General features: G+C 69.8%; 13 protein-coding genes. 5 read left to right on the forward strand and 8 right to left on the reverse strand.

The genetic code is table 11. The features are described from left to right. Positions 1 to 584 (forward strand): SDR family oxidoreductase (locus ADBZ5U_RS08655; protein WP_526264425.1); only part of this gene is annotated, 584 nt, incomplete at its 5' end. A 10-nt stretch (positions 585 to 594) separates the two neighbouring features. Here the strand turns inward: ADBZ5U_RS08655 and ADBZ5U_RS08660 are convergent. Next, positions 595 to 2,118: an aldehyde dehydrogenase family protein gene (locus ADBZ5U_RS08660; RefSeq protein ID WP_526264427.1), complete on the reverse strand. Its 1,524-nt coding sequence runs from the start codon at positions 2,116 to 2,118 to the stop codon at positions 595 to 597. A gap of 38 nt (positions 2,119 to 2,156) precedes the next feature. Then, on the reverse strand, positions 2,157 to 3,062 hold the full coding sequence (locus ADBZ5U_RS08665; RefSeq protein WP_526264429.1) for an SOS response-associated peptidase: 906 nt from the start codon (positions 3,060 to 3,062) through the stop codon (positions 2,157 to 2,159). Between the two features lie 35 nt (positions 3,063 to 3,097). Here ADBZ5U_RS08665 and aroA point away from each other — a divergent pair, with 35 nt between their 5' ends. Genes aroA through ADBZ5U_RS08680 form a run of 3 tightly spaced genes read left to right on the forward strand, consistent with a single transcriptional unit; the run spans position 3,098 to position 6,382 of the window. Next, a complete protein-coding gene (gene aroA, locus ADBZ5U_RS08670) occupies positions 3,098 to 4,462 on the forward strand; it encodes a 3-phosphoshikimate 1-carboxyvinyltransferase (RefSeq protein ID WP_526264431.1) in 1,365 nt (454 codons plus the stop codon). After that, positions 4,459 to 5,463, forward strand: a complete 1,005-nt coding sequence (gene rsgA, locus ADBZ5U_RS08675) for a ribosome small subunit-dependent GTPase A (RefSeq protein ID WP_526264433.1) — start codon at positions 4,459 to 4,461, stop codon at positions 5,461 to 5,463. Before aroA ends, rsgA begins: the two co-directional genes overlap by 4 nt. A gap of 55 nt (positions 5,464 to 5,518) precedes the next feature. Beyond that, positions 5,519 to 6,382, forward strand: coding sequence for an aldo/keto reductase (locus tag ADBZ5U_RS08680; RefSeq protein WP_526264435.1), 864 nt, complete (start codon positions 5,519 to 5,521; stop codon positions 6,380 to 6,382). Between the two features lie 63 nt (positions 6,383 to 6,445). Here ADBZ5U_RS08680 and ADBZ5U_RS08685 read toward each other — a convergent pair whose 3' ends face one another. Genes ADBZ5U_RS08685 through ADBZ5U_RS08705 form a run of 5 tightly spaced genes read right to left on the reverse strand, consistent with a single transcriptional unit; the run spans position 6,446 to position 11,603 of the window. Next, the gene (locus tag ADBZ5U_RS08685) at positions 6,446 to 7,675 is read right to left on the reverse strand and encodes a fatty acid desaturase family protein (protein ID WP_526264437.1); all 1,230 of its coding nucleotides are present in this window, start codon (positions 7,673 to 7,675) and stop codon (positions 6,446 to 6,448) included. Then, a complete protein-coding gene (locus ADBZ5U_RS08690; RefSeq protein ID WP_526264439.1) occupies positions 7,675 to 8,763 on the reverse strand; it encodes a ferredoxin reductase in 1,089 nt (362 codons plus the stop codon). The genes ADBZ5U_RS08685 and ADBZ5U_RS08690 overlap by 1 nt, the downstream gene beginning before the upstream one ends. A gap of 20 nt (positions 8,764 to 8,783) precedes the next feature. Beyond that, entirely contained in the window at positions 8,784 to 9,281 is a 498-nt protein-coding gene (locus ADBZ5U_RS08695) for a DUF6912 family protein (RefSeq protein ID WP_526264441.1), read from the reverse strand. Positions 9,282 to 9,298: 17 nt separating this feature from the next. Beyond that, positions 9,299 to 10,153 (reverse strand): polyphosphate kinase 2, encoded by an 855-nt coding sequence (gene ppk2 / locus ADBZ5U_RS08700; RefSeq protein ID WP_526264443.1) that lies wholly within the window; start codon positions 10,151 to 10,153, stop codon positions 9,299 to 9,301. Between the two features lie 40 nt (positions 10,154 to 10,193). After that, positions 10,194 to 11,603 (reverse strand): WS/DGAT/MGAT family O-acyltransferase, encoded by a 1,410-nt coding sequence (locus ADBZ5U_RS08705; RefSeq protein WP_526264445.1) that lies wholly within the window; start codon positions 11,601 to 11,603, stop codon positions 10,194 to 10,196. A gap of 154 nt (positions 11,604 to 11,757) precedes the next feature. On the opposite strand from ADBZ5U_RS08705, the gene ADBZ5U_RS08710 reads away from it, so the two are divergent. Continuing rightward, positions 11,758 to 12,240 carry an Rv3235 family protein gene (locus tag ADBZ5U_RS08710; RefSeq protein WP_526264447.1) on the forward strand — a complete coding sequence of 161 codons (483 nt, stop codon included), beginning with the start codon at positions 11,758 to 11,760 and terminating at the stop codon, positions 12,238 to 12,240. Here the strand turns inward: ADBZ5U_RS08710 and secA are convergent. Further along, positions 12,237 to 14,579: preprotein translocase subunit SecA (gene secA / locus ADBZ5U_RS08715; RefSeq protein WP_526264449.1), on the reverse strand; the 2,343-nt coding region annotated here is incomplete at its 5' end. The genes ADBZ5U_RS08710 and secA overlap by 4 nt on opposite strands.

Genomic DNA, 14,579 nt, shown 5'->3' on the forward strand with positions numbered 1-14,579 from the left:
CCATCGACATGTGCGTCAACAACGCCAGCGCGATCAACCTGGGCTCCATCGAGGAGGTGCCGCTGAAGCGGTTCGATCTGATGAACGGCATCGAGGTGCGCGGCACCTACGCGGTGTCGCAGGCCTGCATCCCGCACATGAAGGGCCGGTCCAACCCGCACATCCTGACTCTGTCCCCGCCGATCCGGCTGGAGCCGAACTGGCTCAAGCCGACGCCGTACATGATGGCCAAGTACGGGATGACGTTGTGCGCCTTGGGGATCGCCGAGGAGCTGCGCCACTACGGCATCGCTTCCAACACGCTGTGGCCGCGCACCATGATCGCCACCGCGGCGGTGCAGAACCTGCTCGGCGGCGACGAGGCGATGCGAAGGTCCCGCAAGCCGGAGGTGTACGCCGACGCCGCCTACGCGGTGCTGAGCCGGCCGGCGCGCGAGTACACGGGCCAGTCGCTGCTGTGCGAGGACGTGCTGCTGGACAGCGGCGTCACCGACCTGTCCGGCTACGACTGCGTTCCCGGCTCCGAACTCGGGGTGGACCTGTGGGTGGACAGCCCGAACCCGCCGGGCTACCGCAACCCCTGAGGCGTCAGCGTCACTTGCGGCCGAGTTTGCGCCAGCCGCCGGCATAGGCCCGCATCGCCGACAGCGCGAAGCGGGCCTGCTTGCGCGGCGACGAGTACCAGAGCATCTCCGACTTCTGGGTGGGCAGGCGCGGGGCGGTGATGGCCTGCTGGCGGCAGAACTTGAGCAGGCCGCCGCGCCCGCCGGAGCGGTAGCCGATACCGGACTCCTTCCAGCCCCCCATCGGCAGGGGCGGGAGGAACACGTTGGTCAACGCGTCGTTGATGTTGACCGCGCCGCACTCCAACCGGCGGGCGACGCGCTCGCCGCGGCTGGTGTCACCGGTCCACACCGAGGCCGACAGTCCATAGCAGGAGTCGTTGGCCTGGCGGATGGCGTCCTCCTCGTCGGCGACCTTGACCACCGGCAGAGTGGGCCCGAAGGTCTCCTCGGTGATACAGGTCATCGACGCGTCGACCCCGGCGAGCACGGTCGGCCGGTAGAAGGTGCCGACCCCGGTGGGCTTGCCGCCGGTGAGCACCGTGGCGCCGGCCGCGACCGCCTCCTCGACGTGCCGCCCGACGATGTCGCGCTGCGCCTCGGTGGCCATCGCGCCGGTGTCGTAGGTGAATTCCGGTCCGGACTCGCTGCCCTGCTGCATTTTGTCGACGTTGGCGGCCAGCTTGGCGACGAACTCGTCGTAGATCGGCGCCTCGACGTAGACACGCTCCACCGAGACGCACACCTGACCGGAGTTGAACATGCCGCCCCAGGCGATGCCGTTGGCCGCCCGGTCGACGTCGGCGTCGGCCAGCACGATCGCCGGATCCTTTCCGCCGAGTTCCAGGCTGCACGGGATGAGCCGTTCGGCGCAGGCCACCGCCACCTTCTTGCCGGTGGCGGTGGAGCCGGTGAAGTGAACCTTGTCGGAGTTCTCGATGACCGCCGCCCCGGTGGGGCCGTAGCCGGTGGTCAACCCGAGCACCGGCGGGGCGCCGACCTCGTTCCAGCCGCGGACGAACTCCACCGCCGAAAGCGGGGTCACCTCGGAGGGTTTCAGCAGCACCGCCGCGCCGGCGGCCAGCGCGGGCACCACGTCCAGACCCAGCATGGCCAGCGGGAAGTTCCACGGCTCGATGATGCCGACCACCGGATAGGCCTCGTAGCGGATGGTGAGCTTCTTGACCTTCAACAGCGGGCTGTGTGCGCTGGGATGCTTGTCGGCGAGGAATTCCTCGGCGTTGTTGGCCCAGTACTTGATGTAGTCGGCCACCGCGATAGGCTCCAGCGCGGCGTCGATGCGGCTCTTGCCGGTCTCCGACATCAGCACCTCGGTCAGGTGGTCGGCGTTGTCGAGAATCCAGCCCTGCCACTTCATCATCCACTTCTTGCGGCCCCGCGCGCCCATCGCCTGCCAGTCCTGCTGGAACAGCCGCAGTTCCCGGGCCTTGGCGGCGACTGTGTCGGCGTCGTCGATGGGCACCGTGCCGGCCACCGTCCCGTCCGCGGGGTTGTACACCGTGATGGCGTCGGTCTGGGGGTCAACAGCGGTCATGGTCGCTTCCTCCGGCTCAACTGCATTTGGAGGCGATGCTAGTCCCAGTCGCCGGACGGGAACAGACCCACCGGTCGGTTTTCCGGATCGGCGGGTGAGATCAGCTCCGGGCCGTTGTTGGCGACGTTGTTGACCAACGTCGACACCTCCCGCACGGCGATGCCGGTGACGTCCGGCGGCGCGGCCAGCAGGTCGGCCGGGGCGGGACGGTCGGGGTCCAGCCAGCGGTCCCAGTCCGCCTCGGCGACCAGCAGCGGCATCCGGTCATGGATGCGCCCGAGCCGATCGACCGCGTCGGTGGTGACGATGGTGCAGGTCAGGAGTGGGGTCGCTTCGCTCCTGCCCGCCGGGTCTGATCCCCGAGTCGCTTCGCTCCTGCCCGCCGGGTCTGATCCCCGAGTCGCTTCGCTCCTGCCCGCCGGGCCGGGCCGCCACGGCGACCAGAGCCCGGCCGCCAGCATTGGCCGTCCGTCTTCCCGGTGCAGGTAGAAGGGCGTCTTGCGGCGCCGTCTCGGGCCGCCGGCGGGGGACTCTGCGGCGAGCATCCACTCGTAGTAGCCGTCCATCGGTATCAGGCAGCGCCGGCACTCGGCGGCGGCCCGGAACGCCGACGAGCTGGTGACCTTCTCGGCGCGGGCGTTGATCAGCTGCGACTTGACGACCGGGCGGCCGTCGGCGTCGGCTTTCACCCAGGTCGGCAGCAGACCCCAGCGCATCAGCCGCACCCTCCGGGTCGCCTCGGTTCCAATCCCGGGTCGCTCCGCTCCTGCCCGCCGGTCCCCGGCCTCGTCGTGCCGGGTGACGACGACGGCGATGTCGGTCGTGGGCGCGACGTTGTAGTTCGGCGCCCCGTGGTCGTCCCCCGCCTGCCCGGTCTCGTCGACGGCGCCGAGTCGGGCGGCCAGTCGCGCCGGGTCGGTGGTGACCGCGAATCGCCCGCACATACCTCCATGGTGCCCGCACAGGGCAGGATGTACGCGTGAACCCGTGGCCGGCACCCTCTGCCCCCGCACCCGTCGACGCGACCGTGACGGTGCCCGGCTCGAAGTCCCAGACCAACCGCACCCTGGTGCTGGCCGCCCTGGCCACCGCCACGGGCGGGGGGCCCTCGACGATCAGCGGGGCGCTGCGCAGCCGCGACACCGACCTGATGATCGGTGCGCTGCGGACCCTGGGACTCCGGATCGAGGGGGCGGCAACCGAATTGACCGTCGGCGGGACACTCAGTCCCGGAGCTCGTGGTCCCGGAGCTCGTGGTCCCGGAGCTCGTGGTCCCGGAGCTCGTGGTCCCGGAGCTCGTGCGACCATCGACTGCGGGCTGGCCGGCACCGTGCTGCGGTTCGTGCCGCCACTGGCGGCGCTGAGCACCGCGGCGGTGCGCTTCGACGGCGACGAACAGGCCAGGGCCCGGCCGATCGCTCCCCTGCTCGAAGCGCTGCGCGGCCTGGGGGTGGACATCGACGGCGACGGCCTGCCGTTCTCGGTGCGCGGCCGCGGCAAGGTGACCGGCGGACCGGTGCGCATCGACGCCTCCGCCTCCTCGCAGTTCGTCTCCGGCCTGCTGCTGTGCGGGGCGGCCTTCACCGAGGGCCTGGAGGTGCTGCACACCGGCACGTCGGTTCCCTCGGCGCCCCACATCGCGATGACGGTGGCGATGCTGCGCCAGGCCGGTGTGGGTGTCGACGACAGCACACCGAACCGGTGGGCGGTGGCGCCGGGACCAGTCGGCGCCCGGCACTGGCAGGTCGAACCCGACCTGTCCAACGCGCTGCCGTTCCTGGCCGCCGCGATCGTCACCGGCGGCACGGTGCGCATCGCGGGCTGGCCCGAGACCAGCGTGCAGCCCGCCGGGCATATCCTGGAGATCCTGGAGATGACGGGTTCGATTGTCCGGCAATCGAATTCGGATCTGACGATCACCGGGCCGCCGAGCTACCCGGGTTTCGACATCGACCTGCACGATGTCGGCGAGCTGGCCCCGTCGGTGGCCGCGCTGGCGGCGCTGGCCGAACCGGGTGCGGTGTCGCAGCTGACCGGGATCGCCCACCTGCGCGGGCATGAGACCGACCGGCTGGCCGCGCTGAGCGCCGAGATCACCCGGCTGGGCGGTGACTGCGCCCAGACCCCCGACGGTCTGGTGATCACCGCGGCCCCGCTGCACGCCGGGGTGTGGCAGTCCTACGCCGACCACCGGATGGCCACCGCCGGGGCCATCGTCGGTCTGCGGGTCCCCGGGGTTGCCGTGCAGGACATCGGCACCACCGCCAAGACGCTGCCGGACTTCCCCGGCCTGTGGGCGGCGATGCTGGCCGGGGGCCGGCGGACCGGGGGCCGACAGAGTTGAGTCGCCGGCTCGACTACGACGAGTCCGACGTTCACGTCCGGGCCGGCCGCGGGTCGCGCCCGCGCACCAAGACCCGTCCCGAGCATGCCGACGCGGTGTCGGCCATGGTGGTCACGGTGGACCGCGGCCGGTGGGGCTGTGTGCTCGGCGGGAATCCGCACCGTCCGGTGACCGCGATGCGGGCCCGAGAACTGGGCCGCACACCGATCGTCGTCGGCGACGAGGTGGACGTGGTCGGGGATCTGTCCGGCCGGCCCGACACCCTGGCCCGCATCGTCCGCCGCGGGCCGCGCCGGTCGGTGCTGCGGCGCACCGCCGACGACACCGACCCGACCGAGCGGGTGGTGGTGGCCAACGCCGACCAGATGATGGTGGTCGTCGCGCTTAGTGACCCGCCGCCCCGCACCGGCCTGGTCGACCGGGCGCTCATCGCCGCATACACCGGAGGAGTGCGGCCGATCCTGTGCCTGACCAAGACCGACCTGGCGCCGGCGGCGCCGTTCGCCGAGCAGTTCGCCGACCTGGACCTCACCGTCGTGGTGGCCGGCCGTGACGAGTCCGTCGACGAGGTGCGCGAATTGCTGACCGGGAAAGTCACGGTGCTGCTGGGCCACTCCGGGGTCGGCAAGTCGACGTTGGTGAATCGCCTTGTCCCCCATGCCGACCGGGCCATCGGGGAGGTCTCCGGGGTCGGCAAGGGCAAGCACACCTCCACCCAGTCGCTCGCGCTGCCCCTGCCCGGCGGCGGCTGGGTGATCGACACCCCGGGTCTGCGCTCGTTCGGGCTGGCCCACATCCGACACGACGACGTCGTGCTGGCGTTCTCGGATCTGGCCGAGGTGGTGGCCGACTGCCCGCGCGGCTGTGGGCACCGCGGCCCCCCGGCCGACCCGGAGTGCGCGCTGGACGGCCTGACCGGCGCGCAGGCCCGCCGCGTCGGCGCGGCCCGCCGGCTGCTTGCGGTGCTCGACGAGAGCCCTGGCTACCAAGCCCGCGGCTGATGGGACCGGCGTGGAAGGCCGTGGAAGACTCAGAGCAACGACAAGGAGCAGCCAGATGAGCACGATCGGCCCCAACACCGTCCCGATGGTCACCCTCAACGACGGCAACCGGATCCCGCAGTTGGGGTTCGGGGTGTTCAAGGTGCCGCCGGAGGACACCGCGGCGGTGGTCAGGCAGGCTCTCGAGGTCGGCTACCGCCACATCGACACCGCGCAGATGTACGGCAACGAGAAGGGCGTGGGCCAGGGCATCCACGACGCCGGCCTGGACCGGCCGCGGATCTTCATCACCAGCAAGCTCAACAACGGTTTCCACCGGCCCGACGACGCCAGGCGCGCATTCGACGAGACGCTGCGCCAACTCGGAACCGACTACGTCGACCTGTTCCTCATCCACTGGCCGCTGCCCACCCTCTACGACGGCGACTTCGTCTCCACCTGGAAGACCCTGGAGGAGTTCAAGGCCGGCGGCCGGGCGCGCAGCATCGGGGTGTCCAACTTCCAGATCCACCACCTGCAGGAGTTGGCCCGGCAGACCGACGTCACCCCGGCGGTTAACCAGATCGAGGTGCACCCCTTCTTCACCAACGACGAGGTGCGCGCCTACGGCACCGAGCACGACATCGTCACCGAGGGCTGGTCGCCCATCGGCCGCGGCAAAGTGCTCGGCGACCCGGTGGTGATCCGCATCGCCAAGTCCCTCGGCGTGCACCCGGCGCAGGTGGTGCTGCGCTGGCATGTCGAACGCGGCGACGTCGTCTTCCCCAAGTCCGTTCATCCGCAGCGGATGAGGGAGAACTTCGAGATCTTCGACTTCGAGTTGGGCGACGAGGAGATCGAGGCGCTGACCGCCCTGGACAAGGGTGAGCCGGGGCGGATCGGTCCCAACCCCGACACGTTCGCCTACATCCCGGACTGACCGACCCCACCGGGAGTGCGCACAGATCGAGCAATTGCGCCCGACCCGCCGAAAACGTCGATCTCAGCGCACTTTCGGCGCGAAGGTGCCCCGCCGGCGACGGGCCCGGGCCTCTGCCAGCGCGGTCTTGAGGCCGCGGGAGCGCGCCTGCAGACCCTCGAACATCCGCTCGCTGCGGGTCTCGGGGGCGTTGTCGGCGGTGTCGCGCAGGAAGCGGTCCGGCAGCGACAGCTTGGCGATGGTGCGCCAGGTCTTGGCGTACTGCACCGGGAAGGGGCCGCTGGTGTAGGGCAGGTCGTACTTCTCGCAGACCTCGCGCACCCGCACCGAGATCTCCGCCAGCCGGCGGCTGGGCAGGTCCGGGTAGAGATGGTGCTCGATCTGGTAGGAGAGGTTGCCGGTCATGAACGCCAGCGCCGGGCCGGCGTCGAAGTTGGCGCTGCCCAGCATCTGGCGCAGATACCACTGACCCCGGCTCTCCCCCGCCATGTCGGTGGTGGTGAACTTCTCCGCCCCGTCGGGGAAGTGCCCGCAGAAGATCACCGCGTTGGCCCACAGGTTGCGGACGAGGTTGGCCGCCAGGTTGGCCTTGAGCGTGGAACCGAAGCTCGCCCGGGGCGACAGTGCGCCCAGTGCGGGATGGACGAGGAAGTCCTTGCCCAATTGGCGGCCGGCCTTGGTGCCGAATTCCTTGAGCCGCACCACGGTGGCCGCCCGGGTCTCGGGGTGGCGGATCTTGCGGGCTTCCAGGTGCTGCAGGGCGATTCCCCACTCGAAGCCGACGGCGAGCACCGTGTTGGTGAACAGATTGAGCACGTTGCGCGGCTTCCAGGGCTCGTCGCGGGTGACCCGCAGCACGCCGTAGCCGACGTCGTCGTCCATGCCGAGGATGTTGGTGTACTTGTGGTGGGCCACGTTGTGGGTGATCCGCCAGTGCTTGGCGGCGCCGACCATGTCCCACTCCCAGGTCGAGGAGTGGATCTCCGGGTCGTTCATCCAGTCCCACTGACCGTGCAGGACGTTGTGCGCGATCTCCATGTTCTCGATGATCTTGGCCAGTGCCAGGCTCGCGGTTCCCGCCCACCAGAACACCCGCTTGGAGCCGAAGGCCAGCAGCAACCGGCCGGCCACCTCCAGGCCGCGCTGGGCGGCGATGGTGCGGTGGATGTAGCGCGCGTCGCGGGCTCCCAGCGAGTCCTCGACGTCGGTGCGGATGGCGTCGAGTTCGGCCGCCAGGGCCTCGATGTCGGCGTCGGTGAGGTGGACGAACGCCTCGACGTCGGTGATCGCCATCAGATGTCCACCACGCAGTCCCCGGAGGCGGCGGTCACGCAGGTCTGCACCCGGCAGCCCGGCTCGAACTCGGCGCCGGTACGCAGGTCGCGGACCCTGCCGTCGACCAGACTCACCACGCAGGTGTGGCAGATGCCCATCCGGCAGCCGAACGGCAGCCGGACGCCGGCCTGCTCGCCGGCCTCCAGCAGCGATGTCGCCGCATCGGCGGACCGGCTGACATCCGACCTGGCGAAGGTGACCGTGCCGCCCCCGCCGCCGGCGGGCACCCGGGCGGCGGCGAACCGCTCGGTGTTCAGTCGTTCGGCGAGATCGCTTGCCGCCCAGAGCCGTTCGGCTTCGGTGATCATCGCCCCCGGCCCGCAGACCCAGGTCTGCCGGTCGCGCCAGTCGGGCACCTGTTCGTCCAGCCGGGACAGGTCCAACCGGCCCTCGGTGCGGGTGGTGCGCACCGTCAGCCGGTAGCCGGGGTGAGTGCGCTCAAGATCGGCCAGTTCGGCGGCGAACAGCACCTCGTCGGCGACCGGCGCGCTGTGCACGTGCGTCACGTCGTGGACCTGACCGCGCCGCGCCATGGTCCGCAGCATCGACATCACCGGGGTGATGCCCGAGCCCGCGGTGAGGAACAGCACCGATGCGGGGGCGGGGTCGGGCATGACGAAGTCGCCCCGGGGCGCGGCAAGCCGGATGACCGTCCCGGGCCGGACGCCGTTGACCAGGTGGGTGGACAGGAACCCCTCCGGCACCGCCTTGACGGTGACGCTCAGGGTGCGGGCCGCCCGCAGGGCGGTGGACCGGACCGCCGGGGAGGTCAGCGAATAGGACCGCCAACGCCAGCGGCCGTCGACGAGCACCCCGATCCCGATGTACTGCCCGGGTCGGTGGTCGAAGCCGAACCCCCAGCCCGGCTTGATCACCAGGGTGGCCGAATCCCGGGTCTCGGGCCGCACCTGCACTATCCGTCCCCGCAGTTCACGGGCCGACCACAGCGGGTTGACCAGTTTGAGGTAGTCGTCAGCCTGCAGGGGCGTGGACACCGGGCCGACCAGGGCGCGCACCGCGGTGCCGAGCCTGGCCTGGGTCCTCACGCCCCCACCGTACCGGCACCTCAGAGCAAGTCGAGCAGGAAGGGCACCTCCTGGGTGGCGTACCAGGCCAGGGCGTGGTCCTGGGCGTCACCCACCGTCAGTTCGGCATCCTCGTCACCGAAGTCCGCCTCGTCGATGACGTCGACCGCGGCCCGCACCGCAGGCTCGGCATCGGCGTTGTCGACGTAGACCGCGGCCACCTGGTCCATGCCGATGCGGCCGCTCACCCGCACCACCGCGTCGTCGAGGTCGGGCCGCAACGTGGTCTTCTCGGCGTCGGCCACCACCACGGCGCGTCGCACGGGGAGACCCCGGTCCGGGTCGGCGGAGAGCAACCGGATCGACGCCAGCGCCGCCTCGCCGATCGCGATCTCGGCCAGTTCCTCGTCGTCGCCCTCGGCGTAGGCCTCCCGCAGCGCGGGCGTCACCGCGAAGGCGGTGCCGCCGCGGGGCTGCAGATAGCCGTCCGCGACGAGCTCCTGGAGCATCGGCAACGTCGCCGGGATGTAGACCCGCATGCCGGTGAGACTAGCGATCAGCCTTCTTTGTCGCCCATCAGGGACAGGGCGTGGTCCGGCACGAAATTGCTCAGGTCCCGCGGCGGCCGCCTGTAGTTGCCGATCTGCGGCCGCTCGGGAATGACGACCTTGTCGAGCTCGACTTCCACGTAGGGGATGGTCGAGAGCAGATGCGAGATCATGTTCAGCCGGGCGTGCTTCTTGATCTGCGACTCCACCTCGAACCACGGGCTCGCCGGGGTGTCGCAGTGCACCATCATGTCGTCCTTGGCCCGGGAGTAGTCCTCCCAGCGGTAGATGGACTCCATGTCCATCGGGCTCAGCTTCCAGCGCCGCAGCGGGTCGCTGAGACGGGACTTGAACCGGCGCAACTGCTCGTCTTCGGAGACCGAGAACCAGTACTTGCGCAAGATTATCCCGTCGTCGATGAGCATCTGCTCGAAGAGCGGGGTCTGGCGCAGGAACAGCGTCTCCTGCGCGGGACTGCAGAAACCCATCACCCGTTCGACGCCGGCGCGGTTGTACCAGGACCGGTCGAACAGCACGATCTCGCCACTGGTCGGAAGTTGCTCGATGTAGCGCTGGAAGTACCACTGACCCTTCTCCCGGTCGCTGGGGGCGGGCAGTGCGGCGATCCGTGCGGTGCGCGGGCTCAGGTATTCGGTGATCCGTTTGATGGTGCCGCCCTTGCCGGCGGCGTCACGGCCCTCGAACAGGACGACGATGCGGGCGCCGGTGGCGCGGACCCATTCCTGAACCTTGACCAACTCTGTCTGCAGGCGGAAAAGTTCGGCCTCGTAGACGGCGTTCGGAAGCTTCGCGACTTCGCCCTTGTTCTTCTTCTTCGACTTCTTCGGCTTGTCCTTGCCCATCGCCGAATCCTACGGCCGATGCACTCACCGAGCAGGGCACTCACCGAGCGGACTCGATCAACTCCTCCAGGGATTCGGCCAGAAGCTCGGGCAGGACATCGACGTCGCTCATGGCGTCGCGGTCGGCGTTGATTCCGTAGTAGACCACGCCGCAGTAGGACGTCACACCGATCGCCAGTACCTGGTCGTGCAGCAGTGGCGGCACGGCGTAGGTCTCCAGGAGCTTGGCACCCGCGACGTACATCTGCGACTGCGGCCCAGGCACATTCGTGATCAACAGGTTGAACTGCCGCGGCGGGTACTGCGTGGCGACCCGGGTCCCCATGGCGTGCAGGGTGGGCGGCGGGAAACCGGAGAGCGTCACGATCGTGCGGGCGTCGACCAGGCTCGCCGCCGCCGAGTGCGACTCGGTGGCGTGCGCGATCTGGGACAGCCGCACCACCGCGTTACCCTCACCGACCGGCAGGTCGATCAGGAACGGCGCGACTTCGCGGATGGCCTGCCCGGGGCCGGCCGACGCCATGTCGATGTCGGGGTAGACCGATGTCGGCGCCATCGCCCGCACCGCCATGCCGGCCGGCACCGGCTCGCCGCGGGACAGCAGCCAGTTGCGCAGCGCACCGGCGATGACGGCCAGCAGCACGTCGTTGACATCGCAGTCGTAGCGGGTGCGCAGCCGGCGGAAGTCCGCCAGCGGGGCCGAGGCCACGGTGAAACGGCGGTGCCGCGACACCCTGGTGTTCAGGGGGGTCGCCGGGGCGTTGCGGCGGGCCACCCGGCGGGCCAGGCCGGTCGCGCGGCGGCCCAGCTGTGCCCGCTCGCCGGCGTTGGTCACCACCTCCGCGACCGTCGACCGGAGCGCACCCAATTCCTGGCCCGGACGCGCCAGCATGTCGACCACCGCATCGAAAACGAGGCGGCCGTCGGAGGGCTCGCGGGCCGGCAGCCAGATGTCCTCCCCCAGGTCGGCCGGCTTACGGGTGCGGTCGGCGACGACGTGCCCGATCTCCACCGCCGTCATCCCGTTGATCAGCGCCTGGTGGGACTTGATGAACAGCGCCAGACGGTTCTGATCCAGGCCCTCGATGAGATACATCTCCCAGAGCGGACGGCCGCGGTCCAGCGGCCGTCCGGCGAGCCGGGACAGGAGTTCGTGAAGTTGGGCGTCGCTGCCCGGGGACGGCAGGGCCGAGCGCCGGACGTGATAGGTGATGTCGAAGTCGGGGTCGTCGATCCAGACCGGGCGTGCGATCCCCTTCGCGACCCGGCGGACCTTCTGCCGGTACCGCGGGATCTGCGGCAGTCGCCGCTCCACGGTTTCCAGCAGGGTCTCGTAGCTCAGTCCGCCGCGCGGCCGGCGCAGGATCGACAGCGATCCCACGTACATCGGGGTCGCGGTGTTCTCCTGGTGGTAGAACGCCGCATCGGGGGTCGACAGCCGGCTCACCATCGCGCGCGGGACTCCTGGGTCACCCTCTAACGCTAACCGGAGGCCCGCCGCCCGGACCACCGGAGGTGAATACCGGCTACGCCGGAATCGTGTCACCCTGACAGCGGTCCGCGCTCCCGGCGGGCTCGACGACGTACTCGGATGGAGATTTGCCATGTCCGGCAACACGTTTCACCCGGTGGCCCCGATCGTGGATTACGACCCACCCGCCTTCGGAGGTCCGCCCGCACTGCCGCCGGCCACGATGCGGCGCATGCCTGCCCCGGCGCCACCGGCGGCGGGACCGGTCCGCCGCCCCGTCACCGACGATGCGGACAGGTCGCGAGCGGCCGCCACCTTCGCCGATGCCGCGCTGCGCCGGATCCTGGAAGTCATCGACCGGCGCCGCCCGCTGGCCCAGCTGCGGCCGTTACTGGCCGCCGGACTGATGCACTCGCTGCTGTTCGGGCGCAACGCCGGGGAGCCGGCACGGCTGCGCCGGGTGCGGGCGCAGCCGGTCGGAACGGACGGACATGCCGCCGAGGTGGCCGCGCACTACACCCGCGGCGGACGTGTGCACGCCATCGCCTGCCGGGTCGAGCAGGTCGGCACGGCGACCGGTCCGCGCTGGCAGGTGGTCGCCCTGCATCTGACCTAACGTCGGCGCAGCAGCTTCTTCTCCTTGGTCTGCTGCCGGGCGATCTGACGCCGTTCCCGGCGGCTGGTCCGCCCCGGCGCGTCCTGCCGCTGCACCTCCGCGTCGCCGTCCTCGGACGGGCCCACGTAGGTCAGCTCCCGGGAGCCCTCGTCCTCCAGGCCCTGGGCGCGCAGACCCGCCGGCATCGGCTGGGCGGAGACCGCGGGGCTCTGCGGGGCGCCCTGGACCTGGACGTTGAACAGGAAGCCGACCGACTCCTCCTTGAGCGCCTCGAGCATGCCCTGGAACATGTCGTAGCCCTCGCGCTGGTATTCCACCAGCGGGTCGCGCTGGGCCATGGCCCGCAGCCCGATGCCCTCTTTGAGGTAGTCCATCTCGTAGAGGTGCTCGCGCCACTTGCGGTCGAGCACGTTGAGCAGAACGTTGCGCTCCAGCTCCCGCATCGAACCCGGCCCGGCGACCGCGTCGATGTCGGCTTCCCGCCTGGCGTAAGCCTTTTCGGCATCGGAGATGAGTATCTCGCGGAGTTCCTCGCGGGTCAGCTCGCCGGCCTCGCCGACGGCGTCGGAGTCGATCAGGTCGTGGTGGTCCACACCGACCGGATACAGGGTGCGCAGCGCACCCCACAACTGCTCGAGGTCCCAGTCCTCGGCGTAGCCCTCGGCGGTGGCGCCATCGACGTAGGCGTTGATGACGTCGGTCAGCATCTGGTGGGCCTGGCCCTCCATGTCCTCGCCGTCGAGTATCCGGCGACGCTCGGCGTAGATGACCTTGCGCTGCTGGTTCATCACCTCGTCGTACTTGAGCACGTTCTTGCGGATCTCGAAGTTCTGCTGCTCGACCTGGGTCTGCGCGCTCTTGATGGCCCGGGTGACCATCTTGGCCTCGATGGGCACGTCGTCGGGCAGGTTCAGCCGGGTCAGCAGCGCCTCGAGGGTGGCTCCGTTGAACCGCCGCATCAGCTCGTCACCCAGGGACAGGTAGAACCGCGACTCGCCCGGGTCGCCCTGGCGGCCGGAGCGGCCCCGCAACTGGTTGTCGATGCGGCGGGTCTCGTGCCGCTCGGTGCCGAGCACGTACAGGCCGCCGAGCTCGCAGACATGGGCGGCTTCCTCCGCGGCCTGCTCCTTTACCTGCGGCAGCTCCTCATGCCAGGCGAGCTCGTACTCCTCCGGCGTCTCGATGGGATCCAGGCCGCGCTCGCGCAGCCGCTGGTCCACGATGAAGTCGACGTTGCCGCCGAGCACGATGTCGGTGCCGCGGCCGGCCATGTTGGTGGCCACCGTGATCGCGCCGCGCCGGCCGGCCTCGGCGATGATCGCCGCCTCCTGCTCGTGGTACTTGGCGTTGAGCACGTTGTGCGGGATGCCGCGCTTGGACAGCATCCGGGACAGGTACTCCGAGCGCTCGACGCTGGTGGTGCCGATCAGGACCGGCTGACCCTTCTCGAAGCGCTCGGCGATGTCGTCGGTGACCGCCAGGAATTTGGCCTCCTCGGTCTTGTAGACCAGGTCGGAGTCGTCCTTGCGGATCATGTCGCGGTTGGTCGGTATGGGCACCACGCCCAGTTTGTAGATCTCGTGCAGCTCGGCGGCCTCGGTCTCGGCCGTGCCGGTCATGCCGGCCAGCTTCTTGTACAGCCGGAAGTAGTTCTGCAGGGTGATGGTGGCCAGAGTCTGGTTCTCGGCCTTGATCTCCACCTTTTCCTTGGCCTCGATGGCCTGGTGCATGCCCTCGTTGTAACGGCGGCCCATCAGCACGCGGCCGGTGAACTCGTCGACGATGACGACGTCGCCGTCGCGGACGATGTAGTCCTTGTCGCGGGCGAAGAGTTCCTTGGCCTTCAGCGAGTTGTTCAGGTAGCTGACCAGCGGAGAGTTGGCCGCCTCGTACAGGTTGTCGATCCCGAGTTGGTCCTCGACGAACTCCACGCCGATCTCGTGCACACCCACGGTGCGCTTGCGGATATCGACCTCGTAGTGGACGTCCTTCTCCATCATCGGAGCCAGCCGGGCGAACTCGGAGTACCAGTGCGAGGCACCGTCGGCCGGGCCGGAGATGATCAGCGGGGTGCGGGCCTCGTCGATGAGGATCGAGTCGACCTCGTCGACGACGGCGAAATTGTGCCCGCGCTGGACCAGATCGTCCAGCGAGTGGGCCATGTTGTCGCGCAGGTAGTCGAAGCCGAACTCGTTGTTGGTCCCGTAGGTGATGTCGGCGGCGTAGGACTGCCGGCGCTCGTCGGAGTTCAGGCCGGACAGGATCACCCCGACCTCCAGGCCGAGGAAGCGGTGCACGCGGCCCATCCACTCACTGTCGCGTTTGGCCAGGTAGTCGTT

This window comes from Mycobacterium sp., from assembly GCF_040398885.1.
GTDB lineage: Bacteria > Actinomycetota > Actinomycetes > Mycobacteriales > Mycobacteriaceae > Mycobacterium.